The sequence below is a fragment of the Aeromonas sp. genome (assembly GCF_050252055.1).
Taxonomy (GTDB): Bacteria; Pseudomonadota; Gammaproteobacteria; order Enterobacterales; family Aeromonadaceae; genus Aeromonas; species Aeromonas caviae.
Genome location: NZ_JBFWLQ010000002.1, coordinates 290,856 through 308,461, shown reverse-complemented (window position 1 = coordinate 308,461; position 17,606 = coordinate 290,856). Strand labels below are relative to the sequence as shown.

The following is a 17,606-nucleotide window of genomic DNA, read 5'->3' as shown; positions in this document are numbered from 1 at the left end:
TGTCAGGAGATCAGAGCGTGACAGCCAGGCTCTCGACCGAGGCGGCGCTCGGGGTCACCAGTACGGGCACCGATTTGGAGGTGGGGGTGAAAGAGCCCTCCCCTATGCTCTCGATGGCCACCAGGGGGTTGGTCTCCGGGTAGTAGGCGGCGATGTTGCCTTTCGGGATCTCGTAGAAGATGACGCTAAAGCCCCGCACCACCCGCTCGCGCCCATCGTTGCACACCGCACTCATGTCCACCCGCTGCTCCTCGGCGAGCCCCAGCCTCCTGGCATCCTCCTCGTTCATGAAGACCACGTTGCGTCGCCCCTTGATGCCGCGATAGCGGTCATCCATGCCATAGATGGTGGTGTTGTACTGATCGTGGGAGCGCAGGCTCTGAAGCAGCAGCACGGGCTGGTCCACCATCTGCTCCGCGTGGCTGGTGCACTCGGGCAGGATGGAGTCCGGCAAACGGCTCGCCCTGAATTCGGCGCGCCCGCTCGCGGTGTTCCAGCGCAGCAGGGCGGCGCTGTTCTCCAGATGGAAGCCGCAGGGCTCCTCGATGCGGCGGTTGAAGTCGCCAAAGCCCGCGATGGTCTCCTCGATGAGATCCCGCAGCAGCCCGTAGTCATCCCGCAGCGCCAGCCAGTCCACCCGATCGCTGCCAAGCGTTGCCTCGGCCATGCGGGCCACGATGTCTATCTCGGAGAGACAGAGCGGCGAGACCGGCTCGTTCATCCCGGTGGAGGCGTGCACCATGCTGAAGGTGTCCTCCACGGTGATCTTCTGCACCCCGGTGCGCTGCTGATCGAGCTCGGTACGGCCCAGGCAGGGCAGGATAAGAGCATCTTTTGACACCATGAGGTGGCTGCGGTTGAGCTTGGTGCTGATCTGCACGTTGAGCTCGCTCCTTCGCATCGCTTCATAGGTGAACTCGGTATCCGGCGCGGCGGCTGCCAGGTTGCCCCCAAGGCAGATGAGCACCTTGCTCTTGCCGCCATGAAGGGCTTTAAGGGCCTCGTAGACGTTGTGCCCCGGCGTGCGCTTGAAGCCCACCGGGAAGCGGCGCTCCAGGCGATCGAGGAAGGCGGCATTGGGTTTCTCGTTGATCCCCATGGTGCGGTTGCCCTGCACGTTGCTGTGACCGCGCACCGGACAAAGTCCGGCCCCCGGCTTGCCAATCTGGCCGCACATCAGGTGCAGGTTGACGATTTCGCGAATGGTGTCGACCGAATGCTTGTGCTGGGTGATCCCCATGGCCCAGCAGCTGATCACGCTCTCGCTGCTTGCGAAGATCTGCGCCGCCCGGGTGATCGCCTCCCGACCGAGGCCGGATTGCGCCTCGATCTGCGTCCACTCCGTGGCCTTCACCTGGGCCAGGTAGTCGTCAAAGTGCGCGGTGTGCTGCTCGATGAAGGCGAGATCGATGCGCCCCCCCTCCTCTTCCAGGATGTATTTCGCCATGCCGCGAATGGCCGCCATGTCACCGCCCAGCTTTGGCGTGAGGTACTGGTGGCTGATGGTGGTGGCCGCCGGGGTCAGTAGCTCCGCCGGGCTCTGGGGGCTCGCGAAGCGCTCTAGGGCCACCTCTTTGAGATTGTTGAAGGTGACGATCTGGCACCCCTGGCGCGCCGCCTTGCGCAGGGCGTTCATCATGCGCGGGTGGTTGGTGCCCGGGTTCTGGCCAAAGACGAAGATGGCTTTGGCGGCGTCGAAATCATCGAGCACCACGGTGCCCTTGCCCACCCCGACGGACTGGATGAGCCCCACCCCGCTCGCCTCGTGGCACATGTTGGAGCAGTCGGGGAAGTTGTTGGTGCCATAGAGGCGGCCAAACAGCTGATAGAGGTAGGAGGCTTCGTTGCTGGCGCGTCCCGAGGTGTAGAACTCCACCTCGTCGGGGCTGGCCAGGCTCTTGAGTTTGTCGGCGATGAGGGCAAACGCCTGATCCCAGCTAACCGGCTCGTAGTGATCGGTGGCCGGGTTGTAGCGCAGGGGCTCGGTCAGTCGCCCCTGGTATTCGAGCCAGTAGTCGCTCTGGGTGGCGAGGCGACGCACCGAATGCTCGGCGAAGAAATCGGCCCCCACCGTCTTGCCGGTGGATTCCCAGGCCACCGCCTTGGCGCCGTTCTCGCAAAACTGGAAGGCCCCCTGCTTGTTGTCACCCCAGGCGCAGCCGGGGCAGTCGAAGCCGTCGGTCTGGTTGACCCGCAGCAGGTTCTTGATGTTCTGGCGGGTCTTCTGGCTGCGCAGCACCTGCTTGAAGGTGGACTGCAGGGAGGAAAAGCCGCCGGCCTTGGCCGGTTTCTCAATATGACTGGACATGGGAGTCTCCAACGTGATCCTGGGCGCGGGGGCTGGCATAGCAGACCGGGGCATCGGATCGGGGCACATGGATCAGGGTCAGGTTGTACTTCAGGGCCAGTCGCACTGCGAGCTGGCTGGGGGAAGCAAGGCTGATGAGGTAAGCGGCGCCAAATTGCACCGCCTTGTGAATGAGTTCGCTGCCGCAGCGACTGGTGATCACCAGGGTGGCGGCCTGCACCGGCTGGCGCAGCTGCATGCCGATGAGCTTGTCCAGGGCGTTGTGCCGCCCTATGTCCTCCCGGCAGGCCAGGATCTCGCCGCGATCATCCAGCGCCAGGGCGGCATGAAGGGCACCGCTCTGGCGGGCCTTGCTCTGCCAGGGGACGATGCGCTCCCGCAGATCCTGCAAAGAGGCGGTGTCGAAGGGGGCGCCCGGGGTCAGCGGAGTGAGCACGGGCAACGCATGTTCGATGGCCTCCACGCCGCAGATGCCACAGCCGCTGGCACCGGCCAGGCGGCGCTTGCGCTGGCCAAGCACTGCCAGACAGCGGTTGGCGATGGTGACATCGAGCACGATGCCGTGCTCGGACGGGGTGCTCTGGATATCGTGCACATCGTGGTTGCCCCCGATGATCCCCTCGCCAAACAGAAAACCGATGGCGAAATCGTCGAGATCGTCCGGGGTGGCCATCATGACGGCATGGTTGATGCCGTTGATGTTGACGGACACGGCCACCTCCTCCACCAGCTCATCCAGACTGGGCAACCGTGAATTGAAAGGGATCATGCGAGACGCTTATAAGCTGTATTCGGGCCTCAAGTTTAGATAAGCCGCCGCGCCAAAACCAATGAAACAAATCTATTCACCAATAGATAACTTCTATTGCCATCGGGATGTCGATTGATTAAATTTGTCGCTCATTGCCTTTGCCTGCTGCCATTACCACGATGAATATCAAGCAGTTGCACTATTTCTACGAGCTGGTCCAGCACCGTCACTTCGCCAAGGCGGCCAAGGCTTGCTTCATCACCCAGCCGACCCTGTCGGCCAGCATCACCGCCCTGGAGAAGTCACTTGGCACCGAACTGGTGGTGCGCAACAGCCAGTTCGTGGCCCTGACCCAGGCGGGGGAAGTGGTGCTGCACCACGCCGAGCGGATGCTGCAGGAGCAGGATGCCATGCGCCAGGAGCTCAGCCTCTTTCGGGGCGGGCTGTCGGGGGCGCTGCGCATCGGCGTCGTGCCCCAGTCGAGCATCGACATCATGCCGCTGCTCAAGGGGTTCAACGACGCCTACCCCAAGGTGGGCCTGCACCTCTGCGTGATGACCCATGCCACCCTGATGGAGCAGCTGGATCTGCATCGCATCGACATCGGGCTCGGCTTTGACGAGTTGCTCACCGAGCATCAGCGCCGCTCCCTCGACGTTCAGTTGCGCCACCCCAACCCCATGGCCCTGCTGGGCCCCCTGCCTGCCCACTGCGCCTCGACCGGGCCGCTGACCCTGGCGGACCTGCAAGATCTCCCCCTGATCCTGCCAAGCACCACCATGCAGTTTCGCCGCTACCTGGACGAGGCCGCCGCCCGCCAGCAGATCAGCCTGCGGGTGGTGCTGGAGACCGACTCCCTGTTCCACCTGGTCAACGGGGTGAGCCACGGCCTGGGCTGCGCCGTGGTCAGCGCCGGCATCGCCGCCACCGCCCAGCAGCTCTTCAAACTGCCCTGCCATCCCCTGAGCGATGCGAGCGCAGGCACCATCGCCTTCATCACCCGAAAACACAGTGTCACCCCCGCCATGAAGGCGTTTCTCGCCAAGGCTGAGGCATGAAAAAGGCAGCCCACGGGGGCTGCCTGCACTGATCAAGGGGGGAACTTGCACCTCTCCTGGCGTCAGCCTGCCCCTTGCTGTTTGTCCAGCGCCGTGATGAAGGCGCTCGCCAGGGCGTGGTCGGAGAAGGGATTCTGGCCTGTGATGAGCTCGCGATCGATCACAACGCCAGGCTGCCAGGGTGCCACGAACTGCATGCTGCCGCCGGCCTGGGCCATGGCCTTCGCCGGGTAGTAGCGCAGCTTGTCACCCCCCAGGGAGCCTTCAAACACCGCCTCTTCCTTGTCGGAGAAGATGGTCATCCTGTAACCGTCGTAGATCCACTTTCTGGCGCCGTCTGCCTTGCCTGCAATGACCGACTGCTCGAACCCGGCCGGATCCGCCTGCGCCGCCAGCAGCGCGATGGGGCCGTGGCAGATGGCGGCCGTGGGTTTGTGGTTGTCATGGAAGTGGCGAAGCAGGGTCCCCACCTCGGGATCCTTGGCAAGATCGATGAGGGGCGCATGGCCGCCGGGAATGAAGAGGCCGGCATAGCGCTCGGGACCGGATGCCAGCACCTCCCTCAGGGAGAGCACCTTGCCGGCGCCAAGCAGCCCCTCCACGACGGCGCCGATGCGCACCATCTCCTGCGGGTTGCCACCAAAGTACTGGGGATCGACGGAGTGTTTGTCGACAACGGGCCGGTTCCCTCTCGGGGTCACCGGGGTCAGGGTATAACCAGCCTCCAGCAGGGCGGCGGCAGGCACCCCCAGTTCATTCTGGTAGAAGCCGGTGGTCAGGCTCTTGCCCCCTTGCAGCGGCAGTTCGATCTCGCTCGAGAGCAGCACCAGGATCTCGCCTTTCGGGGCGGCGCTGGCCGCAGCGGAGGTCGCCAGCAGCAGTGAGGCCAGCACGGCCTTGAGGGTGTTCTTCATCGTGATCTTCCTTTTGATGGCAGTGATCGATCGGGCGGCCACCGGGCCGCCCTCGATGAGCAATTTACTGATTACCCACGGACGAATAAACTCACACCATTGAACTTGATTATTTACATGGATGAACATACGTCCCGTGCCTTCGACCCCGTCCAGCTCGGCACCATAGAGCTCTTTTGCAAGGCAGCCGAACTTGGCAGCTTTACCGCCACGGCTCAGGTACTGGGGGTGACGCCCGCCTCGGTGAGCCGCTCCATCCAGCGTCTCGAGGCCAGGCTCGGCGTCAAACTCTTCCATCGCACCACCCGCAGCGTGCGCCTCACCCATGACGGGGAGCTCTATCGGGAACAGTGCCAGCAAGCGCTCGAGCAAATCGCCGAGGCCGAGCGGGCCATCACCGGTCGCCAGCGCCACCCCAGAGGAGTGCTGCGCATCAGCGTGGGCACCGTCTATGCCCACCACCGTCTGGTGCCCCTGCTGCCGGGCTTCATGGCGGCCTATCCCGAGGTCGAACTGGAGCTCAATGTCTCCAACAGGAACATCGACTTCGTGGATGATGGTTACGATCTGGCCATCCGGCTGGGAGAGCCGCGCGATGGGCGGATCATCGCCCGCAAGCTGGAGGATGCCAGCCTCGGGGTCTTCTGCGCCCCCGATTATGCCGCCCGCCGCCCCGCGCCAACCTCCCTGGAGATGCTGTCGCAACATGATCTGATCCAGTTCATCACCCCGAGCACGGGTCGCCCCTTCCCCTGGCAGTTCGTGAACGAGCAGGGGGACCCTGTCGACCTTCATGTTCAGAGCAGACAGCGGGTGCTTGACGATGTGCTGGCGGGCCTGGGCTGGGCGGTGGCTGGGGGCGGTCTGTTCCAGATCTACCATTTCGTGGCAGCCGAGGCGCTGTTGCAAGGCAAGCTGGTCGAGGTGATGACCCCCTTTGCGGGGCGATCCCGCCCCTTCTACGCCCTCTATCCACAGCACCGTCACCTCTCGGCCCGGGTCCGGGCCTTCGTGGATTATCTGCTGGCAGCGGTGCGCCAAGAGGGGTCGCCTGTGCCAGGGGAATATCCCCCTCTTCGTTGACGAGGGCCCCTCATCTGCGTGCCTGCGCCCCCGATAACGGGGGCAAAAAGCAGGTGGCACTCTGGACACAATGGTTGCCTAATTAAATAAATATGCATAAAAATCAATGCAGGCAGGGCTCGATATATGAACTCTTCTGCTGTTTGTATGAAGCATCGTGCTGCTGAAAATTTTCTGTGAGCCACCTCCCGCCGTTTAATTCAAGAGCCTATAACCTTGACCCGTACAATAAAAACCTGACGTGTTCCGGTTTATTTCACCATGCATCACAAAGGAGTGTCATATGTATAAAAAAGTGAAACTGGCGAGCATTATCAGCACCCTTATTCTTTCGGCAACTGCATATTCTGCAGAGATGACCGTGGGCTTCTCGCAAATTGGTTCTGAATCCGGGTGGCGAGCTGCAGAAACATCGGTCGCCAAGAGCGAGGCCCAAAAACGCGGCATCATCCTGAAAATTGCCGATGCCCAGCAGAAACAGGAGAACCAGATCAAGGCCATTCGCTCCTTTATTGCCCAAGGAGTGGATGCCATCTTTATTGCCCCCGTGGTACAGACTGGCTGGGAGCCGGTATTGCAGGAGGCGAAAGAGGCCGAGATCCCGGTCTTCCTGCTGGATCGCAATATCACGGTAAAAGATGACGGTCTCTTCATGACCGGGGTCGCCGCCGACAGCGTCCACGAAGGGGAAGTGGCAGCCCAGTGGCTCATCAAGCAGCAGGATGGCAAACCGTGCAACGTGGTTGAATTGCAGGGCACGGTGGGTGCCAGCGTGGCGCTGGATCGCAAGAAGGGCTTCCTCGACACCGTCTCGGCCGTGCCCACCATCAAGATCATCCGCACCCAGTCCGGCGATTTCACCCGCAGCAAAGGCAAGGAAGTGATGGAGAGCTTCATCAAGGCGGAAAATAGCGGCAAGAATATTTGCGCCGTCTACGCCCATAACGATGACATGGCCATCGGCGCCATCCAGGCCATTAAAGAGGCCGGGCTGAAACCGGGCAAGGATATCAAGATCATCTCCATCGATGGCGTGCCGGATATTTTCAAGGCGATGATCGCAGGCGAAGCCAATGCCTCGGTGGAGCTCACGCCGAATATGGCGGGACCGGCCTTCGATGCCCTGCTGGCCTATAAGAAAGATGGCACCCTGCCCCCCAAACATATCAAGACGGAGTCCAAACTGTTTGAGCCCGGGAGTGCCGAGGCGCAGCTCGAGCTGAAAAAAGACATGGGTTATTAATCCCGCTCCCCCGCCAGACTGTCACATAGCGCGCCATATAAGTGATTGAACTTGTATGGCGCGCTATATCGGAGAGCCAATGTTCATGTCAGAGAACACTCACGATGTCGTATTGAATGCCCGCGGAATATGCAAGGCGTTTCCCGGAGTACGAGCCCTGCATCAGGTGGACTTCTCCCTGCGCCGGGGAGAGATCATGGCGCTGCTCGGCGAGAACGGGGCCGGCAAGTCCACTTTGATCAAGACCCTCACTGGTGTCTATCAGCGAGACGCCGGCCGTATCGAACTCGATGGCGTCCCCATCTCCCCGACGGACACCGCCCATGCCCAGCGTCTGGGGATAGGCACCGTCTATCAGGAGGTCAACCTGCTGCCGAACATGTCGGTGGCGGACAACCTCTTCATCGGCCATGAGCCCCGCCGTTTCGGCTTCATCGACCGGGGCGCCATGACCCGGCAGGCCAGCGCCATCATGGCCAGCCACGGCTTCGAGATGGATGTCACCCTGCCCCTCGACCACTATTCGGTCGCCATGCAGCAGATCGTGGCCATCGCCCGGGCGGTGTCACTCTCCGCCAGGATCCTGATCCTGGACGAGCCCACCGCGAGCCTGGATGCCAGCGAAGTCCAAATGCTCTTCTCCCTCATGACGCGCCTGCGGGATCAGGGGGTGAGCCTCATCTTCATCACCCATTTTCTCGATCAGGTCTACGCCATCAGCGATCGCATCACAGTGCTGCGCAACGGCGAGCTGGTCGGCACCCGCGACACCCAGGCACTGCCACAACTGGAGCTGGTCAAGATGATGCTGGGACGCGAGCTGGACGACAATGCCCTCAAGCGGGCGGGCAAGACACTGCGCAGCAACCAGCCCATGGTGTCGTTCAGGGACTATGGCAAGCGGGGAGTCATCGCCCCCTTCAGTCTCGACGTCATGCCCGGGGAGATAGTGGGCCTCGCCGGCCTGCTCGGGTCCGGTCGTACCGAGACCGCCGAGCTGATGTTCGGCATAGTGCCGAGCGACAGCGGCGAGTGCCGGGTGCGGGACAAGCCGGTGACCATCCGCTCTGCACGCCAGGCGGCCGCCAACGGCTTTGGTTTCTGCCCGGAGGATCGCAAGAGCGCCGGCATCATCGCCTCGGCCTCGGTGCGGGAGAACATGGTGCTGGCCCTGCAAGCCCAGCGGGGCTGGTTGCATCCCCTGTCTCGCAAGGAACAGGACGAGATCACCGCCCGCCTCATCGAGCAGTTGGCCATCAAGACCCCGGGACCGGAGCAGCCCATCCAGTTTCTCTCCGGGGGCAACCAGCAAAAGGTGCTGCTCGCCCGCTGGCTGCTCACCAAACCCCAGTTCCTGATCCTGGACGAGCCTACCCGGGGCATCGACGTGGGGGCCCACGCCGAGATCATCCGCCTCATCGAATCCCTCTGTGCCAACGGGCTGGCCCTGCTGGTCATCTCCTCCGAGCTCGAGGAGCTGGTGGGCTATGCCGATCGGGTGATCGTCCTTCGTGACAGAAAACAGGTGGCAGAGCTTGCGACGGACGCCCTGAGCGTCCCCGCCATCATGAACGCCATTGCATGTGAGGCCTGATATGACGTCATCCATTCTTCCCCTCGCCAAGGGGTCGCGCGCCCGCAGGGAGTGGCCCACGGGCTCGGCCCAGTGCGCCGCCCTGGTGTGCGTGCTGCTCATCAATGCCCTGGTCGCCGACAACTTCTTCGCCATCCACATCCAGGATGGGCGGCTGTTTGGCAGCCTCATCGACATCCTCAACCGCTGTGCCCCGGTGGCCCTGCTCTCCCTCGGCATGACGCTGGTGATCGCCACCGGCGGCATCGACCTGTCGGTGGGCGCCGTCATGGCCATCAGCGGGGCCACCATGGCCAGCCTGGCCACCGGCGGTCACAGCCTGCCGGTCATCTTCGCCGCCGTCATCGGGGTGGGCCTTCTGTGCGGCCTGTGGAACGGCCTGCTGGTGGCGGTGTTCAAGATCCAGCCCATCGTCGCCACCCTGATCCTCATGGTGGCGGGCCGGGGCATCGCCCAGCTCATCACCGAGGGGCAGATCATCACCTTCAACAACGACGCACTCGCCTGGATCGGCAGCGGCTCCCTCTTCTATCTGCCCACCCCGGTCATCATCACCCTGGGCATGGCGCTGCTGCTCTGGCTGCTGACCAAGCGCACCGCCCTCGGCCTCTTCATCGAAGCGGTGGGGATCAACATCAAGGCCGCCAAGAACGCCGGGCTCAACACCCCCATGGTGGTGATCGCCACCTACCTGTTGAGCGGCATGATGGCCGCCGTCGCCGGCATGATAGTCGCCGCCGACATCCGGGGTGCCGATGCCAACAACGCCGGGCTCTGGCTCGAGATGGACGCCATTCTGGCGGTGGTGATAGGAGGCACCTCCCTGATGGGGGGGCGCTTCAACCTCGCCCTCTCCCTGATCGGCATACTGATCATCCAGGGGGTGAACACCGGGATCCTGCTCTCCGGCTACCAACCCCAGTGGAACCAGATCGTCAAGGCCCTGGTGGTGCTGGCGGTGCTGGTCATGCAGTCACCGGCCCTCAACCACCTCTTCCAGCGAGGGACTCGCCATGTTTAAACGCAACCTCCCCCTGATGGTGACCATCATGGTCTTCGTGCTGGGCTATCTGCTCTGCCTGGCCTCCTTCCCAGCCTTCATGTCCACCCGCATCATCTGCAACATACTGACGGACAACGCCTTTCTCGGCATAGTGGCGGTGGGCATGACCTTCGTCATCCTCTCGGGGGGCATCGATCTGTCGGTGGGGGCCGTCATCGCCTTCACCGGCGTGCTGCTGGCAACCCTCATCGGGAAGCTGGGCGTCAGCCCCGTGCTGGCCATCCCTCTGGTGCTGGTACTCGGAGCAGGCTTTGGCGCCCTCATGGGCTGGCTGATCGACACCCTGAAGATCCCCGCCTTCATCATCACCCTGGCGGGCATGTTCTTCCTGCGGGGGGCCAGTTTTCTCATCTCCGAGCAGTCCCTGCCCATCGATCACCCCACCTTCACCTACCTGTCGAGCCTGTCGTGGAAGATACCGGGGGGCGGTCGCCTGAGCCTGCTGGCCCTCATCATGCTGGCGGTGGTGGTCTTCGGCATCCTGCTCGCCAACCGCACCCGCTTTGGCAACAACGTCTACGCCATCGGCGGCAACGCCACCTCGGCAGCCCTGATGGGGATCTCGGTGCGCCACACCACCATTCGCATCTACCTGCTCTCCACCACCCTGGCGACCCTGGCAGGCATCGTGTTCGCGCTCTATACCTCGGCGGGCTATCCGCTCGCCGCCGTCGGGGTGGAGCTCGATGCCATCGCCGCCGTGGTCATCGGCGGCACTCTGCTGAGCGGCGGGGTGGGCACCGTCTTCGGCTCCCTGTTCGGGGTGCTGATCCAAGGGTTGATCCAGACCTACATCAACTTCGACGGCACCCTCAGCTCCTGGTGGACCAAGATCATCATCGGCCTGCTGCTGTTCAGCTTCATCGCCCTGCAGCGCCTGCTGATCCTGGTTTCGGAACACCGCAAGGCCAACAAGCCAGGTCCCTTCAAGCGCCAGGCGTCTGCCGCCGCCCAGCTTGATTGACACCGTCACACAACCTGTCCCCTGCTCAGCCAGGGGGCAGGTCCCCCATGGTGACCAGGCGCTAGTATTCGCCAGCCCCCAGCAGCCGCTCTTTCCAGAGATAGCCTTGCACCCCCAGATCCAGCCAGGGCCGTGGCGGGAGATAGCTTGCCGTGCCCAGGGCGCGCATCTGCTCGCCCCAGGGGCTCTCCACCCCGCACACTAGATCGGCCAGCGCCTTGCCCGCCATGGTTTGCTTGCTAATGCCAGCCCCGTTGCATCCCAGCGCGGCGTAGAGATCCGGGCCGAACTGGCCCCACAGCGGCGCCCCGTTGCGGCTCACGCTGATGAGCCCGGACCAGCTATGGGCGAAGGCCACCTCCCCCAGCGCGGGAAAGCGGGAGAGCAGCAACTGGCGGTGACGCCGCACCATGGCCTCATTGGTCCCGGCACGGCTGTGCAGTGTCGGCGCATGAGCGACATGCTGGCGGATCAGGATGCGGTGATCCCGGGTGTAGCGAAAGGTCGCGCCGACGATGGCGTTGACCGGGGTCAGTCCCCAGGGCGCAATGTCCCCCAACCCGGCCCGCTGCTTGGGCGTCAGCGGCTCGGTCAGGGTGGCATGGGTCACCAGGGAGGCAAGCTTGCCGGCAAAGGGGGTCAGCTGACCCGCGCCGCCGTTGATGGCAAACATGGCCTTGCTCGCCACCACCTCCCCATGGGGCGTGGTGATACGAACGCCGCCTGCGCTGTCCACCCGCAAGGCGGGGCTACGCTCATACAGGGTCACATTTCCCGGCAGCTTGTCGGCAAGCCCCTGCACCAGAGCGGCCGGATTGAGCAGCACTGTATTGGGGGTATAGATGGCCGAGTGGTAAAAGCCGGTGCCGAGACGGGCCGAGAGGGCGGCCCCTTCCAGGTACTCATAGCCTTCGTCCAGCAGATCCAGCTCGTGGGCGTATTGTTTGAGCAGCCCGGCGGATCCGGCCTTGACGGCGCAGTGATACTTGCCGCTCTGCTGCCAGTCGCAATCAATGCGATACCGGCTGACCCAGTGCGCCAACTGGGCCAGTCCCCCTTTCAGCAGTCGCCGATAGTGGCTGGCCTTGGCCAGCTCGGCGGTGCCGCTGCCGATATTGTGGGGCAAATCGATGGCAAACCCCGAGTTGCGCCCGGCGGCGTTGTCCCCCACCACACCCGCTTCCAGCAGCACGATGCGGGCCTGTGGCTGATGCTCGGCCAGCACATGGGCAAAGGCCAGCCCGGCATAGCCCGCCCCCACCACCACCCAGTCCCCCTGGACCACCCCCTTCAGCGGTGCGCTGGGCACCCGCTCGGGCAAGATGGCGGCCCAACCGTTGATCTCTTCAGTGCGGGGAAAATAACGGAACTTCATGGCGCATCCTGCTCATGTCTTTGTCTGCAAGGGCCCGGTCGAGTACCGGCCCAGGTTGTCTTGCAAAATGGCCGCACTGTGCGGCCACCCAAAATAGGGGACCGCGCTCCGGTGAGAAGGCGGCCCCGATAGAAGGCAGTATCCATAACCAATAAATCATCAGTGATGGATCACCGGTATTAATTACCACGCAGGGATAGCCGTCCCTTTATAGTATTTTTCCAGCGCAGCCTTGACTTGCTCATTTTGATAGGATGCCACCAGAGTTTTCACCCAGGGGGCGCTTTCATTGCCGCTTTTGACCGCGATGAAATTATTGTAAGGATTCTCTTTTGCCGTCTCGGAATAAATACGTTGCTGCTGGCTCAAGCCGGATTTCAATGCCCAGTCCGTATTGACCACGGCGGCATCCAGATCCTCCAGAGAGCGCCCTATGATGCCGGTATCCAGCTCCCTTATCTGCAATTTCTTGGGGTTGTCGATAATATCCGTAGTGGTCGCCAATATGCCCGAGCCGGGACGCAGCTTGATGACCCCGGCCGACGCCAGCACCCGCAGCGCACGCCCTTCATTGCTGGGATCGTTGGGCACCCCTATGATGGCCCTCTCCGGCAAGTCACCGACCGCATTGAATTTCTTGGAATACAGACCGATGGGCCACACCGCCGTATTGCCGACCGGCACGATATGGTAGCCACGGCTCTTCACCTGATTGTCCAGGTAGGGTTTGTGCTGAAATGCGTTGGCATCTATTTCGCCATTCTCCAGCGCCTCGTTGGGCAGAATATAGTCATTGAACTTGATAAGCTCGATATCCAGCCCCTGCTTTTTGGCCTGTACCGAGGCAACTTTCCACACACCTTCATCTTCGCCGCTCATTATCCCCAGCCGGATGGTTTCCCCGGCGCTGGCATATCCTGACATGATGGCGGCAACCAGAGGCGTCAATTTAAATATGGTTTGCAACATGGCTTTTTCCTTGTTAATAAATGATGACGCCCCCGAGATTACGGGGTCGATGCAAGGAGTACAAAGCACAAGATATCCCTTGGATATACCAAAATTGACGAATGCCGGGATCAATGAAATAGCCCGATGCCAGGGGCTATTTTCAATCTTTTATTTCCGCCATGTGGTACGCCGATGACGGCCGACACCAGTTGCTGGAACTCCCCATGTCGACTTTCCGCCCAGCGAGGAAACAGGCAGGGCCGAAGAGAGGGTATTGACGGTCTGCACGGGCACGACCGGCAAACACCGACGGATGACCAAGGCAACAGGGAATGGGGAGCACACCAGGAGATGGCGCAGGCCACTTGGCTACCGCCGCACGGGCCATCAGCTTGTCGCGGGTTTGCAGGGATTGTTGATCGCTACAACGAGCACGCTTTACGACCACCACAGGGGTGCCTGGTGACTTTCCGGTAGTATCAGCTGCCGTGTGGATTGAGCCAGAGATTCACTTTGAAGACTCCTGATTCATCCACATGAAGTGGATTACCAAGAGGTCTGAAGGGGGTATTAGCTGTAACTTGTTGAATGGCAAAAACAGGTGGTGGCCCTACCAGCCACATCCCGGCACTCGAGTCCCCCGCCTTGGCTGCTACCTTCCGGTCCTGACCAGGTCGACGGGTTATCAATGCGAGAGGACCAATAGGACCACCGGCGAGGAGAATAGGCAAACTGGCCCCTCAATGCAATGGCTTTCTACCGCATCACGAGCCGTTCGCCTTATTTTTCAACAATCTGGCCAAGGGTTCAGCTAAAGAGCATGAATTTGGCACCCACCAGCAACATGAGCAGGGCAAAGGCCTGCTTGAGCCGCCGGGGTGGCATTCTGTGTGCCAGTCTGGCGCCCAGACGGGCAAATTGGGTGCTGGTGAGCACGATGCCAAGCAGGGCCGGCAGATAGATGAATCCGACGCTCCACTCGGGCAGCTCGGCGTCTCCCCAACCGGCATAGAGGTAGCTGAGGCTGCCTGCCAGGGCGATTGGCATGCTGCAGGCGGCGGAGGCGGCCACGGCGTTGCGCATGGGCACCGAATTCCAGGTGAGGTAAGGCACGGTCAGCGAGCCGCCACCGATGCCGAACAAGGCCGACATCCAGCCGATGACGGTGCCGGCGATCCCGGTACCAAGGGGGCCCGGCATGTGTCGCTCCGCTTTTGGCCTCAGATTGAGCCCCATCTGCAGGGCCATGGTCCAGGCGAAGCAGCCGATGATGATGTTGAGGGTGCTGGCGCTCAGCAGGTTGGCGGTCATGCCGCCGAGCCAGGCACCGACCAGCATGCCGGCGCCCAGGCGCCGAATCATCCCCCAGTCTACCGCTCCTGCCTCCTGGTGCGCACGCAGGGAGCTGAAACCGGTGAAGATCATGGTGGGCAGCGAGGTGCCGAGGGCCAGATGGGTGATGATCTCCGGCGCCACGCCCTGTGCGTGAAAACTCAGGACCAGCACGGGGACGATGATGAGGCCGCCGCCGATACCGAACAGCCCGGCCAGCATGCCCGCGAAGGCGCCCAACACCAGATAGCCCACAAACAGCATAAACATTCCTTCAATAACGAAACAGCGGTCAACTTGACCGCCATTATCCATAAAAAAGAGATGGCATCTTGCCATCTCTTTATTGTGCCGATTAATGCAGGGGAATGGTACCGTCCATCACCTTGTAGAACGCCAGCACGGCGCATCCGAGCAGGGCTGCCGTCATCCCCTGCTCCAGCCGGTTGAGGCTGCGCAGGCCGTGGTGCTGGCGCGCCTTCCAGTAGATGAAGATCCCCGGGCTGTAGAGCAGTGCCACCAGCAAGAGGTACTCCACCCCGGCGGCATAGACCAGCCAGCAGCCATAGACGGTGGCCACCAGGGCCAGCAGCAGGTCGCGCTTGCGCTGATGGGGCTGGCCCGCGTAGGTCTCCCCTTTCAACGCCAGCTTGAGGCCGTAAGCACCAGAGAAGACATAGGGCACCAGGGCCGCCGAGGTGGCGATGTTCACCAACGCCAGGTAGGTGCTGTTCTGGAAGTAGATGATGATGAGGAAGATCTGCACCAGGCAGGTGGAGCACCAGAGCGACACCTTGGGGGAACCGTTCTTGTTCTCCTTGGCGAACCAGGCCGGGAAGACCCCGGTCTTGCCGGCTATGTAGGGCACTTCCGCCGCCAGCACGGTCCAGCTCAGCAGGGCCCCCATCACCGAGATCACCAAGCCGATGTTGATGAGCCAGGCGCCCCAGGGGCCGACCACGGCTTCCAGGATCATGGCGGTGGAGGGGTTCTTGAGGGCCGCCAGTTGCGGCTGGTTCATGACACCCAGGGAGAACAGGGTCACCATGACGTAGAGCGCCAGGGCGCCGAGCAGCGCCAGCACGGTGGCGCGGCCCACGTCCTTGCGATGGCGGGCACGGGCGGAGACCACCACGGCCCCCTCGATGCCGATGAAGACCCAGAGGGTCACCTTCATGGTGGACTTGACCTGATCCATCACGGAGCCGAGCTCGGGACTCCCCTGCCCCCAGAGATCCAGGGTGAAGGTCTCCATGTTGAAAGCGAGCAGGATGGCTACGCAGAAGACGATGAGGGGCACCATCTTGGCGATGGTGGTGACGATGTTCACCAGCGCCGCCACCTGGATGCCGCGCAGCACCAGGGCATGCACCGACCAGATGAGCAGGGAAGCGAGCGTGATGGCGACCGGAGTATTGCCGTCACCGAAGATGACATTGTCCGGCGTGTCGAAGAAGTAGCTCAGCGCACTGAACACCACGATGGCGTAGGAGACGTTGGCCAGCAGCTGGCACAGCCAGTAACCCCAGGCGGCGTTGAAGCCGACGAAATCCCCGAACCCCGCCTTGGCGTAGCTGAAGATGCCGCCATCGAGATCCGGTCGACGCATGGAGAGATTCTGGTAGACCAGGGCGAGGCAGATCATGCCGATCCCCGTGATGGCCCATCCCAGGGCGACGGCCCCGGCACTGGCGTGCGCTGCAATGTTTTGCGGCAGACTGAAAACCCCGGCACCGACCATGGAGCCGATCACCAGCGAAATGAGGGCACCCAGCCCCAGTTTCTTGTCCATCTCAAACCTGTTTTATTAGGCGGCGGCTGAGCATCCGTATTCATACAGCGCGCGACATGGGAGGGGCTAGAAATCCATACCCCGTGAAAAAGGCGGCAACTATATTGCATGACTATTCCGGCCGCAATCCCTCTTGCCGTCAATCATGAGCCGCCTTGACCGCGCGCAATTTTACAGCACTGACCCGGGGTGCCTGTGAGCTGGTTCAAATTAAGAAAGACCCGTTGATATTTCACGACTTTTCATGATGCCGCCCCGCTTTTCAAAAGCCGGACCTGCATGGCTATGCACCCTTGCACTGGGGCCTTTCCCCTGCAAAAACGCCCCTGCTGGAGGGGCGTCAGAGAGGGTATATGCAGGGGGGACTAGAGCCTCAAGCCGCCGTCCAGCTCGATCATCCGCCCCGACAGATAGTCGTTGGCAAGGATGAACTGCACCGTCTGGGCCAGCTGCGCCGCCTGCCCCAGGGTGCCCACCGGGATGGCCTGTTGCATGCGGGCCATGGCTTCGGGCTTCATCGCCGCCGTCATGTCGGTGGCAAAGACGCCGGGGGCGATGCCCATCACCCGGATGCCGTGACGGGCCAGCTCCTTCCCCCAGGTGACCACCAGAGAGGCCACCCCCGCCTTGCTGGCGGCATAGTTGCTCTGGCCCATGTTGCCGGCCCGGGCGATGGAGGAGATGTTGATGATGACGCCCCCCTCCCCGCCGGTGGCCATCAGCGCCCCCCCCTCGCGCCCGCACAGGAAGGTGCCGGTGAGATTGACGTCGATGACGCTCTGCCACTGGGCCAGGCTCATCTTCTCCGTCAGTGCCCCCTCCTTCACCTTGATCAGCATGCCGTCGCGCAGGATGCCGGCACAGTTGACGAGGCCGTGCAGGGCACCGAACTGATCCTTGATGGCGGCGAAGGTCGCCTCGACCTCTGGCTCGCTTGCCACGTTGCAGACGAACAGGGCGCAGCGGCCGTCACGGCTGCGCACTTCCGCCTCGGTCACCTCCAGATCGGTGCGGTTGACGTCGATGAGGGCCAGCACGGCCCCCTGCTCCGCCAGACTCAGAGCGATGGCGCGCCCGAGCCCCCTGCCCGCCCCCGTGATGGCGATGACTTTCCGTGTGATATCCATAAATGCTCCTGGTGAGATGGCCGGTGACTGTCGAGTCAAAGACTATCGGGT

14 protein-coding genes and 1 other RNA gene are annotated in these 17,606 nt (G+C 62.4%); 6 read left to right on the top strand and 9 right to left on the bottom strand.

Features of this window, described 5'->3' with window-relative positions; translation table 11 throughout:
* Window positions 1-10 precede the first annotated feature (10 nt).
* Window positions 11-2,308, bottom strand: a complete 2,298-nt coding sequence (locus tag AB7E19_RS05005; protein WP_039039077.1) for an FdhF/YdeP family oxidoreductase — start codon at window positions 2,306-2,308, stop codon at window positions 11-13.
* On the bottom strand, window positions 2,292-3,077 hold the full coding sequence (gene fdhD, locus AB7E19_RS05000; RefSeq protein WP_427934698.1) for a formate dehydrogenase accessory sulfurtransferase FdhD: 786 nt from the start codon (window positions 3,075-3,077) through the stop codon (window positions 2,292-2,294). The genes AB7E19_RS05005 and fdhD overlap by 17 nt, the downstream gene beginning before the upstream one ends.
* A 161-nt stretch (window positions 3,078-3,238) precedes the next feature.
* On the opposite strand from fdhD, the gene AB7E19_RS04995 reads away from it, so the two are divergent.
* Window positions 3,239-4,117 (top strand): LysR family transcriptional regulator, encoded by an 879-nt coding sequence (locus tag AB7E19_RS04995; RefSeq protein WP_427934697.1) that lies wholly within the window; start codon window positions 3,239-3,241, stop codon window positions 4,115-4,117.
* A gap of 62 nt (window positions 4,118-4,179) precedes the next feature.
* Here AB7E19_RS04995 and AB7E19_RS04990 read toward each other — a convergent pair whose 3' ends face one another.
* A complete protein-coding gene (locus AB7E19_RS04990; protein ID WP_427934696.1) occupies window positions 4,180-5,031 on the bottom strand; it encodes a type 1 glutamine amidotransferase domain-containing protein in 852 nt (283 codons plus the stop codon).
* 117 nt (window positions 5,032-5,148) lie between these two features.
* Between AB7E19_RS04990 and AB7E19_RS04985 the strand changes: the two genes are divergently transcribed.
* The 5 genes from AB7E19_RS04985 (at window position 5,149) to yjfF (ending at window position 10,978) form a co-directional block, all read left to right on the top strand.
* A complete protein-coding gene (locus tag AB7E19_RS04985; protein ID WP_427934695.1) occupies window positions 5,149-6,114 on the top strand; it encodes a LysR family transcriptional regulator in 966 nt (321 codons plus the stop codon).
* A 283-nt stretch (window positions 6,115-6,397) separates the two neighbouring features.
* Window positions 6,398-7,357: a galactofuranose ABC transporter, galactofuranose-binding protein YtfQ gene (ytfQ, locus tag AB7E19_RS04980; RefSeq protein WP_010674607.1), complete on the top strand. Its 960-nt coding sequence runs from the start codon at window positions 6,398-6,400 to the stop codon at window positions 7,355-7,357.
* Between the two features lie 85 nt (window positions 7,358-7,442).
* Complete coding sequence (gene ytfR / locus AB7E19_RS04975; protein ID WP_039039167.1) at window positions 7,443-8,951, top strand: galactofuranose ABC transporter, ATP-binding protein YtfR; 1,509 nt, start codon at window positions 7,443-7,445, stop codon at window positions 8,949-8,951.
* A gap of 1 nt (window position 8,952) precedes the next feature.
* Window positions 8,953-9,972 (top strand): galactofuranose ABC transporter, ATP-binding protein YtfT, encoded by a 1,020-nt coding sequence (ytfT, locus tag AB7E19_RS04970; protein ID WP_010674605.1) that lies wholly within the window; start codon window positions 8,953-8,955, stop codon window positions 9,970-9,972.
* Complete coding sequence (gene yjfF / locus AB7E19_RS04965) at window positions 9,965-10,978, top strand: galactofuranose ABC transporter, permease protein YjfF (RefSeq protein WP_202042518.1); 1,014 nt, start codon at window positions 9,965-9,967, stop codon at window positions 10,976-10,978. The genes ytfT and yjfF overlap by 8 nt, the downstream gene beginning before the upstream one ends.
* Window positions 10,979-11,039: 61 nt before the next feature.
* Here the strand turns inward: yjfF and AB7E19_RS04960 are convergent, their stop codons facing one another.
* The 6 genes from AB7E19_RS04960 to AB7E19_RS04935 all read right to left on the bottom strand — a co-directional run bounded on the left by AB7E19_RS04960 (window position 11,040) and on the right by AB7E19_RS04935 (window position 17,555).
* Window positions 11,040-12,353, bottom strand: a complete 1,314-nt coding sequence (locus tag AB7E19_RS04960) for an NAD(P)/FAD-dependent oxidoreductase (protein ID WP_210538005.1) — start codon at window positions 12,351-12,353, stop codon at window positions 11,040-11,042.
* A 183-nt stretch (window positions 12,354-12,536) separates the two neighbouring features.
* Window positions 12,537-13,322: a MetQ/NlpA family ABC transporter substrate-binding protein gene (locus AB7E19_RS04955; RefSeq protein WP_427934694.1), complete on the bottom strand. Its 786-nt coding sequence runs from the start codon at window positions 13,320-13,322 to the stop codon at window positions 12,537-12,539.
* Window positions 13,323-13,912: 590 nt separating this feature from the next.
* Window positions 13,913-14,009, bottom strand: an RNA gene (ffs, locus tag AB7E19_RS04950) — signal recognition particle sRNA small type.
* Between the two features lie 102 nt (window positions 14,010-14,111).
* A complete protein-coding gene (locus AB7E19_RS04945) occupies window positions 14,112-14,900 on the bottom strand; it encodes a sulfite exporter TauE/SafE family protein (protein WP_043155469.1) in 789 nt (262 codons plus the stop codon).
* Between the two features lie 91 nt (window positions 14,901-14,991).
* Window positions 14,992-16,428 carry an arginine-ornithine antiporter gene (gene arcD, locus AB7E19_RS04940; RefSeq protein ID WP_010674600.1) on the bottom strand — a complete coding sequence of 479 codons (1,437 nt, stop codon included), beginning with the start codon at window positions 16,426-16,428 and terminating at the stop codon, window positions 14,992-14,994.
* Between the two features lie 365 nt (window positions 16,429-16,793).
* Complete coding sequence (locus AB7E19_RS04935; protein WP_427934693.1) at window positions 16,794-17,555, bottom strand: SDR family oxidoreductase; 762 nt, start codon at window positions 17,553-17,555, stop codon at window positions 16,794-16,796.
* Window positions 17,556-17,606 lie beyond the last annotated feature (51 nt).